The sequence below is a fragment of the Kribbella turkmenica genome (genome assembly GCF_004348725.1).
GTDB lineage: Bacteria > Actinomycetota > Actinomycetes > Propionibacteriales > Kribbellaceae > Kribbella > Kribbella turkmenica.
On the sequence record NZ_SMKR01000223.1, the window covers coordinates 1 to 10,317 of the forward strand.

The window sequence follows — 10,317 nt, forward strand, 5'->3', positions numbered from 1 at the left end:
CCCACCCCCGCCTGCGTCATGAACTCCTGCTCAGCCAACTCCCGCCGGAGGTTCGGCGGGAGTTGGCTGAGCAGGAGTTCATGACGCAGGCGGGGGTGGGGGATCGGCCGGAGATGGCGGTCGCGCTCAGTGGGGCGGAGGGGGTGGTGCCGGCGTTGGTCGACGTGTTGAAGGGGTGGATCTGCCGCCGGCGTGGGCCGGGGACGGTGCGGTTGACGTTGGGGGACGAGTCGATCGAGGTGGACAAGCCGTCGTTCGACGCGCAGGCACTCGAGGCATTTCTGACCAAGCACGGCTAGCCCGCCGCGATAACGGCGGCGACAGGCCGAGGAGAGCTCGCCGGGCACCGGGGTGTCTTCCCGATGGGCCGCGGTGACCGCCTGCGAAGCCGTTCCTTGAGTTGGGTCAGCCGGGCGAGGCCGTGTCCTGCCGGTCACCGGGCCGGACACAGTGAGCCGCAGCCGACGGCTGGACGACGACGCCGTGTCGTCGAAGGAGCCGTGGGTGTGTTCACCGCCGGCATCTGGACCTCGACCAGCCGTACGCCGCTCCGATCGCGCAGCAACTCGCAGCGCAGCGAGTCGGTGAATCCCTGGATCGCCTGCTTGGCGCCGCAGTACGCCGACTGCAGCGGGATCCCGCGATACGCCGGCGCCGACCCGACCTGGACGATCACCCCGCGGTCGCGCGGAACCATCCGGTGCAACGCCGCCGCGTCCCGCTGACGAAGCCGAGGTACGTCACCTCGGTCACCCGTTTGTACTCGTCGGTCCACCGAGTCGGCGTCGCTCACGTCGACCTGTACGGCGCTACCCGTGAGCCGGCTCGTTCGACGTCGGCCACGGCGCCCGCGAGTCCGTCCGGTCCACGGGCGATGAGGCCCACGTCGTACCCACGCTCGGCGAACGGTCGCGCGGACGCCCGCCTGATTCCTGCACTGGCTCGGGTGATCGCGACAACAGACATGCCCGGCCGGTGCCATTCGGCGGCTGATGACATGGCGGGCCACCGGGGTTCCGACGGCGAAGCATGCGCCGGTGCGGCCCGAGCACCGGTGAAGGTGTGGGCCGCACTGGGGTGGGCTGGTCAGAGGGAGCGGAAGAACTTGCGGAGGTCGGCGGTCAGTTCGTCGGGGCGCTCGAGGGAGGCGTAGTGACCGCCCTTGTCGAACGTCGACCAGTGGACGATGTCGGTGTTGTCCCGCTCGGCCAGCGGCCGGATCGTCTTGAAGTCGTCGGCGAACACGGCGACCCCGGTGCGGGCGTGATTCTGGGTGGGTTCGGCGCTGGAGTGGGCCTCTTCGTAGTGGTAGCGGCCGGCCGCGGCGGAGGTGTTGGTGAACCAGTACAGCGAGACCTCGGTCAGGATCTGGTCGCGGGTGACCAGGCTGGTGCCGTTGCCGAAACTGTTGAACAGCTCGTTCCAGGCGAGCTGCCCGACCGGCGAGTCGGAGATGCCGACGGCAACGGTCTGCGGACGGGTGCCGTTGATCTGGTTGTACCCACCGACCGACTGGAACCATTGCAGGTGCTCGAGCGCCGCGTAGTCGGCCGGTGTGAACTTCTCGAACTCGGACGGATCGCCGGACGGGAACGAGAACAGCTGCAGCACGTGCAGCCCGAGGAAGCCTTCGGGGTTCAGCAGGCCGAGCTCCCGCGAGACCATCGCGCCGGCGTCCGAGCCATGGCTGCCGTACGAGGGGTAGCCGAGGCGGCGCATCAGCGTGTCGAAGGTCCGGGCCACCCTCGCCATCGTCCAGCCGCGGTCGTTCAGCGGCGTGCTGAAGCCGAAGCCGGGGATGGACGGTACGACGACCGAGAACGCGTCCTCGGCGGAACCGCCGTACGCCACCGGGTCGGTGAGCGGGCCGATCATGTCGAGGAAGTCGACGAACGAGCCGGGGTAGGAGTGGATCAGCAGCAGCGGGGTGGCGTTCTCGACCTTCGACGGCACGTGGATGAAGTGGACGGTCTGGCCGTCGATGTCCGTCAGGTAGTGCGGAAACGCGTTCATCCGCGCTTCCTGCTCGCGCCAGTCGAAACCGTTCTGCCAGTGGTCGACCATCTCGCGGAGGTAGTGGTTCGGGGTGCCGTAGTCCCAGTCGTCGCCGGGAGCCGGCTCGGGCAGCCGCGTCCGCGCGAGGCGGGCGCGCAGGTCGTCCAGGTCGGCCTGGGCGATGTCGACGGTGAAGGGCCGGATGCTCTCGTTTGTGCTCATGGCTTCACCGTAGAATCCGTATAGGAACATTAGATTCCTATTTAGGAGGCGGCTTTGCTGGAGACTTCGTCGCGTCTGCTGAGCCTGCTGGCGTTGCTGCAGACTCGCCCCGCGTGGACCGGTGCGGAGCTGGCCGAGCGGCTGGAGGTCAGCACGCGGACGATCCGCAACGACATCGACCGGTTGCGCGAGCTCGGCTACCCGGTCGACGCGACCCGCGGGCCGGCCGGGCACTATCAACTCGGTGTCGGCGCCAAGCTGCCGCCGCTGCTCCTGGACGACGAGGAAGCCGTCGCGGTCGCTGTCGGCCTGCGGACCGGAGCCGGCGTGGCCGGGATGGCGGAGAGCAGTGCGCGGGCGTTGACGAAGCTGGAGCAGGTGCTGCCGCACCGGCTCCGCCGGCAGGTGAACGCGATCCACAGCACAATGGAGAAGGGGCCGGACAACACCGGCTCCAACGTCAAGGATCCGGAGATCGATCCCGCCGTACTGACGGCGGTCGCGGCGTGCATCCGCGACGAGCACTACCTCCGGTTCGACTACGAGATCCCGACCGACGTGCCCGTGCGTGGGCCGGGCTCGGGGACCGCGTCGGACCTGCCGCTCCTGGTCGAGCCGTACCGGCTGGTGAGCTGGCAGCGGTACTGGTACCTGGTCGCGCGGGACGAGTCCGGTGCCTGGCGCACCTACCGGGTCGACTGGATGTCGTTGCGAATGGCAACAGGTCGCCGGTACCGGCCGCGGCCGATGCCGGACGACGACTACACGGACTTCGTCCTGCGGGACGTCGCGACGACGGGGTGGAAGGTGCACGCCCGGATCACCGTGTTCGCCCCGGCGCAGGAGGTGCTGGCGCGGATCCACGCCGCCGTCGGCGTGGTCGAGTCCGTCGACGACAACACCAGCGTGCTCGTCACCGGTGCCGACTCCCTCGAGATCGTCGCCGTCTACATCGGCATGCTCGGCCTCGACTTCCACGTCGACGGCCCACCCGAGCTGGTCCGGCACCTCGACACCATCGGCAACCGCTACCTGCGCGCGATCACCTAGTGTCGTGGCTTCTCGGTGCCCAGGCCGGCGTTGCGGGCCTGGATGATGGCGGTGGCGCGGTCGGCGATGCCGAGTTTCGTGAAGATCGCCGAGACGTTGTTGGCAACCGTCTTGGCGGCGAGGTCGAGGCGGTTGGCGATGGCGGCGTTGGACAGGCCGGCGGCGAGCAGGTCGAGGATCTCGCGCTCCCGCGGGGTGAGTTCCGGGAACGGGTCCGCTGCCGGCGGTGGTGCGGAGAAGAAGCTCAGGACGCGGCGGGCGACGCCGGGGCCGAAGATCGCCTCGCCGGCGGCGACGGCCCGGATGGCCCGGGCGATCTCGTCCTGCTCGGCGCCCTTCACCAGGTAGCCGCGCGCGCCGGCCCGCATCGCGGCGAAGACCGAGTCGTCGTCCTCGAACATCGTCAGCACCAGGACGGCGACCTCGGGCGCGGACCGGGCCAGCTCACGGGTCGCGGCGAACCCGTCGAGGTCGGGCATCTGCAGATCGAGTACGGCGACGTCCGGGCGCGACGTGATCACCTCACGGACCGCCTCCCGCCCGGTCGCGGCGACCCCGACGACCTCGATGCCCGGCAACGAGGTGAGCAGCGCCGACAGTCCGGCCCGCACGACGGGGTGGTCGTCGGCCAGTACGACGCGGATCGACCCTGCTGCCGGCGAGGCACCGTCCCGGATCATCTGCCCTCCAACGGGAAAGTCGCCCGGACGACGCCTCCGCTCGGCGACGGTCCCGCCTCGAACCGGCCGCCTAGCTCCGCGGCCCGCTCCCGCATCGCGTGCAGGCCGACGCCCGGCCGCCACTCGCCGTTCGGCGGTCCGTCGTCCGTCACCTCGACCTCCAGGTCGTCGCCACACCGCAACGCCAGTACGGCGCTGGTGGCGTGCGAGTGTCTGACGATGTTCGTCAGCGCCTCGGTCGCGATCCGGTACGCCGCCACCTCGAGCGCCGCGGGCAACGCCGGCAGCCCGTCCGCCGACACCTCGACCTGGACCGACGCGCCGTCGGCGCGGAACGACAACTGATCCGCGCGCTGACGGAGGGCCCCGACCAGGCCGAGTTCGTCGAGCGCCGGCGGCCGCAGATCGTCGACCAGCCGCCGTACGTCGGCGATCGCCATCCGGGTGTCACTGCGCAACGTGCTGAGCAGGTCGCGGGCCTGGTCGCTGTCGGTGTCCACGACGTTCGCGGCCGCGTCGGCGGTGAACGCCACACCGGTCAGCGTCGGGCCGAGACCGTCGTGCAGATCGCGGCGCAGCCGGCGGCGCTCCTCCTCGCGCGCCGAGACCAGCTTCTCGCGGGACGACTGCACCTCGCTGGACAAGCGGGTCGCGTGCACAGCGACGGCCAGCGGTACGGCGACCAGCCCGATCACACCGCGGTCGGCCGACGACAACCCGGACTCGCCGGATCGCAGGCCGATGTCCAGCGAGCCGACCGCGCTCCCGCCGTACTCGAGCGTCAGCGGTACGACGCGCGCCGGCGGCGTACCGTCCGCGGCGACAATCGTGTTGTCGACAATCAGCGCGACGTACGGAAAGCGGAGCGCAGACCGGATGGCGGCGACGACGCCGGGGAGGCCGCCACCAGGTCCCTCCGGTCCGTGACCGGCCGACAGTTGTGCACCGACGCGGGACGCTACCCGGGCCGGATCTCCGCGGTCGCCGTACAGGGCGCGATCGACGAGTCGCTGCAGCCGCGGCAGGATCGGCGCGATGATCAACGCGACCAGGACCGTGATCGCCGCGGACCGTCCGACCTGGGACGAGATCAGCGACCCCAGGATCGCGGCCAGTGCCGCATAGGCGCCGATGGCAACCAGCGACAGCAGGGCCCAGGTCAGCGCCCGCGAGACGACGAGCCTGATGTCGAGGAGTTGGTAGCGCACGATCGCGACCGCGACGGCCACGGGGATCAGCGGGATCGCCAGCAGGACCAGGATCGGCGTCCCGGCGATGAACGACCACGGGGTCACGAACAGGAACGCGATGACGGATGCCAGCAGCAACCAGAGGAGTTGGCGGCGGCCCATCTCGTCGGCCCGGCGATACCTGATCGTCAGGCAGGTGATGGCCAGCAGCAGCGCGACGAGGTTGCGCAGCTCGGTGATCGTCCACAATGGCGCGAGCTCGTCGTACGACGAGATGCTCAGGTAGCCGGGCGGGACGTTCTGGCCGGGCGCACTGCCCTCACCGGTCATCTCCAGGACGAACAGCGGCGAGGTGACGACGATGCCGATCGCCGCCCAGCGCCAGCGTGGCGAGAGCAGTCGGCCGGTCGGGAACAGCAGAAGGGCGAGCGGGAGGAAGAGCCCGATGGACCACGGCCAGGCTGCCATCGAGACGGTGGCGACCAGGCGCTGGGCGACCATCGGTGCGTCCCCGTCGGCGAGCAGCTGACCGATCGGCGTGGTCACCGCGGTCGTCGCGTGCCCGATGCCGTCGGCGATGAACAGCCAACCGATCGGGTTGGCCGGCCGGTGCCAGGCGATCACCGCGCCACACAGCCCGAAGGTCAGCCCCATCAGCGCGTTCGTCAGCACGAACGACTCGACCAGGATCTGCCAGCTCCACCCCATGACCGCGCCGAGGACGAGCGCGGCGACCACCTCGGCGAGCACGAACCCGCCGAGGCCGCCGGCCGGCCCGCGTCGGGCGGGTCGCTGTGGGGCCTTCATACGGGAAGTGTGCGCCCGGCAGTGTCCCGGCGTCTCGGGAACGCGTTCCCGGGCCGGTCGGGGGATTGCCTGGCCGCCGGGGAGCGCGCCCCCAGGTGTCAGCCCGCCCGGTTGCCGGACAGTGCTGCGCGGAGAGGGGAAAACATGTCCAGCAAGAGCAACTTGTCCGGTAAGAACAAGGCCGGTCTGATCGTCCTCGGCCTGATGTCGGTCGTCGATCTGTCGACGCCGGTGCTGACCGACGGCGCGCACCCGCCGATGGAGATCGCCATCGGTGCGGCCGTGGCCGGTCTCGTCAGCCTGGTGCTGATCGGGTACGCCTGGCGGGGGAAGCGGTGGCCGTTGGCGCCGCTCGTCACGTTGCGGCTCGCGTCGGCGCTGCTGGCGGTGCCGGCGTTCTTCGTCTCCGGCGTACCGACGGCCGCCGTCGCGGCCGCAGGTGCGGCGGTGGCGGCGACGATCTTCGGAGTCGTGGCGGTCCTGCTGCCGGCGCGCGAGCCGGCCGAGCGGAGTTCGGCGGCTCACACCGTTCAGGGAGGTGTGCGATGACTCAGACGCTGACGCGTCCGACGGGGGCCGACGTACGACCGGTGTCGCGGTGGTTCGCGGCGATCGTGCTGCCGGTCGGGCCGGCCGCGATCGCGCTGCTGCGATACCTGCTGCCGTACGACACCACGGACGATCCGGCGACCATCACCCACAAGATTGTCGACAATCTCGATCGCGGCTCGCTCGTGCTGTGGCTCGGGTTCGTCGGGATCCTGACGCTGGTGCCCGGCGCGTACTTCGTCGGGCGGGTGACCCGGCGGCGCGCTCCCTGGCTGACCGCGGTCGCATTGCTGCTCGTGGTACCTGGATATCTGGCGCTTCCGTGGACGACGTCCGGCGACAGCTTCATCTGGTCGGCCGGGATGGCCGGGCTGGATCCTGAGGCGATCACTCGGGCCGCGGAGGCCACGCACGGGTCGATCGCCGCCGCGGCTCTCGTGTTCGTCGCGGGGCACGTGATCGGGACGATCCTGCTCGGCATCGCGATGTGGCGCTCGCAGCTCGTGCCGCGCTGGGCCGCGGTCGCGACCGCAGTCTCGCAGCCGATCCACTTCGTGGCCGCGGTCGTGGTGGTCAGTCACACGCTGGACCTCATCGGCTGGGGTCTGCAGGCAGCCGGCTTCGCCGCGGTGGGGTGGGTGGTCCTCCGGATGCGCGACGACTGGGAACCGTCGACCTGAGCGGAAGGCTCGGTCCCGGGTTCGTCCGGCGCTACGCCCGATCGCACCGAAGGGAGTGCGATGACGGAGCCGGCCGGGTTCGGGACCGATCGGTCGCGGCGGAGCCTCGAGCCGCGGACGCCGAGGTCAGGACGTCGGCTAGAGGCCGTGTTGTTCGAGGAAGGTGACGGTTCGGGCCATCGAGGTGGGCCAGGCGGGGCCGAAGGCGTGTTCTTCGCCGGGGTAGGTGTAGAGGGTGGCGTCCTTGTCGGCGGCCTTCAGGGCGGCGACGGCCTCGCGGGACCACGCGATCGGGCAGGTCGAGTCGGACTCGCCGTGGTGGATCAGCACGGGCTCGGTGACCCGGTCGAAGAAGTTGATCGCCGACACGTTGCGCCAGAACGCCGGGTTGCGCGCGGGCTCGCCGTACGCACGGAGGATGCTCGACGCGATCGGGCGGTCGTTGCGTTGCCAGCGGTTGAAGTTGTCGGCGGCATCGGAACTGACCGGCGCGAAGACCACCGCGGCCTTGATCAGCCCGGGTTGGGCGACCAGGGCGTTGTAGGTGACGCCGCCGCCCATCGACCGGCCGAGCATGCCGATCCGGTTCGGGTCGACGACCGGGGACGTGCGCAGCGCGAGGACGGCGTTGATCGCGTCCTCGGTGTAGCCGAGCCGCAGGTTGAGGTCGCTGCGCGGGTCGTCGGTCGACTGCGCGTGACCGCGGTAGTCGGTGTGCAGGACGACGTACCCGCGGCGGGCGAGGTAGTCCTGCTCGCGCATCAGGCCGCGGCCGTTGGTGTAGACGGCCGGGTCGATGTAGCCGTGGTTGAGGACGAGCGCGGGGTGCCGGCCGGGGGTGCGCGGGACGTTCATGATGCCGGAGATCGTCAGCGAGCCGCTCGAGTAGGTGACGTAGTACCGGGTGTAGGCGGAGTTGCGGGCGAGGATCCGGCCGAGGCGGAGGTTCCGGCCGTCGTACTTCTTGGTCATCATCGCCTGCAGTGAGACCGGGTGCGGCGCGACGGTCGGCTTGGCCGACGGGGTCGGCGTCGGTGTCGGCGGGGCCGGCGTACTCGGAGGAGCGGATGACGTGCTGGGAGTTGAGGAGGTCACGCCCGGAGTGGACGCAGGGGGTGCCGCGTCGTCCTCGGAGGTACAGGCGACCGCAGCCGTCATCGCGAGCGCAACGACTCCCGCCCACGTCATCCGCCGGTTCATACCCTCAAGTCTGCCGCCGTCTCTGCCGATACCGGCGAAAGTCCAGACAACGATTGGCGCCGCGGCCATTGCACGACCAGTACGGCGGCCAGCACCAGCGAGCCGCCGAGCCACTGGGTCACGCTGAGCGTCTCGCCGAACACCGCCGCCGCGGCGGCCACCGTGACCACCGGCTCGAGGATGGACAGGATCGAGGCGACCGACGGGCCGACCCGTGCCATGCCGGCGAAGAACAGCAGGATCGCGCCGACCGTGCTGACGAGCGCCAGCGCGGCCAGCCACAGCCAGCCGGCCGGAGCGAAGCCGAGGTCGGTGCCGCCGCGGAGGGATCCGAAGACCAGGAACGTGCCGAAGGCCCCGACGCACACGAGCGCGGTCAGCGCGAGCGGCGGGACGTCGGCGGTCACGCGGTCACCGACCAGGATGTAGCCGGTGTACGTCAGCGCGGCCCCCAGCGCCAGCAGCGCGCCTGGCCAGTCGAAGCGCCCGCTCATCGCACCGCTGAGCACCAGCGCGATACCGGCCAGCGCGATGCCCAGCGCCCACATCCGCCGGCGCGACGCCCGCTCCCGTCCGAGTGCGATCGCACCGACCATCACCAGGACCGGGTAGAGGTAGAGAATCAGCGCAACCATCGACGCGTCGATCCTGGCCAGCGCGGAGAAGTAGAGCCCCGCCTGGGCGGCGTAGCCGAACACTCCCATGCCGAGCCCGGCCAGTACGGCGCGGCGGGGCAGTCGGCGGAGTGCGCCACGAGCCAGCGCGATCACGATCAGCACGCCACCGGCGAGCCCGAAGCGAACCAGCAACAGCGCATCGACCGACACACCCGCGTCGTAGGCCAGTTTGCCGAACACGGCCATCGCCCCGAATCCAGCGGCGGAAAGTAAGCAGAAGAGGCGTCCCACGGCATCGATGGTCGCGGTCCTCAACTGTTCAGGTCCATCTCGGGTTCTTGGACAGCAATGTGTAGCTATGCTGAACAAATGCTGGACCTCCATCGACTGCGGTTGCTGCGTGAGGTGCACGGTCGTGGCACGGTGCACGGCGCCGCGCGGGCGCTCGGGTACACGCCGAGCGCGGTCTCACAACAGCTCGCGGTGCTCGAGCGGGAAGCCGGGACGCCGTTGCTCGAGAGAATCGGCCGGAATGTCCGGTTGACCCCAGCCGGACAGGTCCTGGTGCGGCACGCGGCGGACCTGCTGGCGGGCGTGGAGGCGGCGGAGGCCGAGCTGGCCACCATCGCCGCCGGACGGGCGGCCGGGGTGGTACGGGTCGCGGCGTTCCAGTCCGCGTTCCTGCACATCGTGGCCCCGGCGGTACGGGCGCTGGCCGAGAGCCACCCGGACATCCGGATCGAGGCCGCCGAGGTCGAGGTGGAGCAGGCCGCGCCGGCGCTTCGCTTGCAGCAGCTGGACGTGGTGGTCGGCGACGAGTACGACGGACAGCCGCGAGCCGTGCACGCCGACCTGCAGCGCGAGCGGCTGCTGCGCGAACGCATCCGCGTCGTCCTGTCCGCCGACCATCCCGAGGCTGGTGCCGACCGCGTGCCGATCGCCCGGCTGGCCGGCGTACCTTGGGCTGCCTGTCAGCCAGGCACCGGGCACCGCGAGATGCACGTCCGCGTGTGCCGGGAGCTCGGCGGCTTCGAACCCGACCTGCGCTACAGCTCCGACGACTTCCTGATCCTGCTGGAACTGGTCCGCACGACCGGCGCCGGCGCGCTGCTCCCCGACCTCGTCCTCGGGTACGGCGCCCCCGGCGTCGCCGTCCGCCTACCGGCCGAAGGCGACGTCGGCCGCGAGATCTTCCTCCTCACCCGGCGCAGCCGAACCCCGGCCGTCGCGGCGGCGGCCGCCGCGTTGCGCGCCGCCGCCGCCGAAAGCCCTCGCGACGAGTAGCCAGACCATTGACGGATCCGGCTCCGAGGGGGGAGGGTCGGGA

Annotated in this window: 11 protein-coding genes; 5 read left to right on the forward strand and 6 right to left on the reverse strand. The window is 70.8% G+C overall.

Annotated elements, in window-relative coordinates:
* The coding region (locus E1218_RS32700; protein WP_233712623.1) for an effector-associated constant component EACC1 at window positions 1-299 on the forward strand (299 nt) is incomplete at its 5' end.
* Window positions 300-433: 134 nt separating this feature from the next.
* Here the strand turns inward: E1218_RS32700 and E1218_RS32705 are convergent.
* Both E1218_RS32705 and E1218_RS32710 read right to left on the reverse strand, forming a co-directional pair.
* A complete protein-coding gene (locus tag E1218_RS32705; protein ID WP_233712624.1) occupies window positions 434-697 on the reverse strand; it encodes an SDR family NAD(P)-dependent oxidoreductase in 264 nt (87 codons plus the stop codon).
* A 389-nt stretch (window positions 698-1,086) separates the two neighbouring features.
* Window positions 1,087-2,217 (reverse strand): epoxide hydrolase family protein, encoded by a 1,131-nt coding sequence (locus E1218_RS32710; RefSeq protein ID WP_132326916.1) that lies wholly within the window; start codon window positions 2,215-2,217, stop codon window positions 1,087-1,089.
* Between the two features lie 54 nt (window positions 2,218-2,271).
* On the opposite strand from E1218_RS32710, the gene E1218_RS32715 reads away from it, so the two are divergent.
* Entirely contained in the window at window positions 2,272-3,267 is a 996-nt protein-coding gene (locus E1218_RS32715) for a helix-turn-helix transcriptional regulator (protein ID WP_132326917.1), read from the forward strand.
* Here E1218_RS32715 and E1218_RS32720 read toward each other — a convergent pair.
* Entirely contained in the window at window positions 3,264-3,947 is a 684-nt protein-coding gene (locus tag E1218_RS32720) for a response regulator transcription factor (RefSeq protein ID WP_132326918.1), read from the reverse strand. The two genes, E1218_RS32715 and E1218_RS32720, sit on opposite strands and share 4 nt — an antisense overlap.
* Window positions 3,944-5,944 carry a sensor histidine kinase gene (locus E1218_RS32725; RefSeq protein ID WP_132326919.1) on the reverse strand — a complete coding sequence of 667 codons (2,001 nt, stop codon included), beginning with the start codon at window positions 5,942-5,944 and terminating at the stop codon, window positions 3,944-3,946. Before E1218_RS32725 ends, E1218_RS32720 begins: the two co-directional genes overlap by 4 nt.
* A gap of 144 nt (window positions 5,945-6,088) precedes the next feature.
* Between E1218_RS32725 and E1218_RS32730 the strand changes: the two genes are divergently transcribed.
* The gene (locus E1218_RS32730) at window positions 6,089-6,493 is read left to right on the forward strand and encodes a hypothetical protein (RefSeq protein ID WP_233712625.1); all 405 of its coding nucleotides are present in this window, start codon (window positions 6,089-6,091) and stop codon (window positions 6,491-6,493) included.
* Window positions 6,490-7,173, forward strand: coding sequence for a hypothetical protein (locus E1218_RS32735; protein ID WP_132326920.1), 684 nt, complete (start codon window positions 6,490-6,492; stop codon window positions 7,171-7,173). The genes E1218_RS32730 and E1218_RS32735 overlap by 4 nt, the downstream gene beginning before the upstream one ends.
* Window positions 7,174-7,311: 138 nt before the next feature.
* Here E1218_RS32735 and E1218_RS32740 read toward each other — a convergent pair whose 3' ends face one another.
* Window positions 7,312-8,373, reverse strand: coding sequence for an alpha/beta hydrolase family protein (locus E1218_RS32740; RefSeq protein WP_233712626.1), 1,062 nt, complete (start codon window positions 8,371-8,373; stop codon window positions 7,312-7,314).
* Window positions 8,370-9,281, reverse strand: coding sequence for a DMT family transporter (locus tag E1218_RS32745; protein WP_132326921.1), 912 nt, complete (start codon window positions 9,279-9,281; stop codon window positions 8,370-8,372). Before E1218_RS32745 ends, E1218_RS32740 begins: the two co-directional genes overlap by 4 nt.
* 78 nt (window positions 9,282-9,359) lie before the next feature.
* On the opposite strand from E1218_RS32745, the gene E1218_RS32750 reads away from it, so the two are divergent.
* Entirely contained in the window at window positions 9,360-10,274 is a 915-nt protein-coding gene (locus E1218_RS32750) for a LysR family transcriptional regulator (RefSeq protein ID WP_132326922.1), read from the forward strand.
* Window positions 10,275-10,317 lie beyond the last annotated feature (43 nt).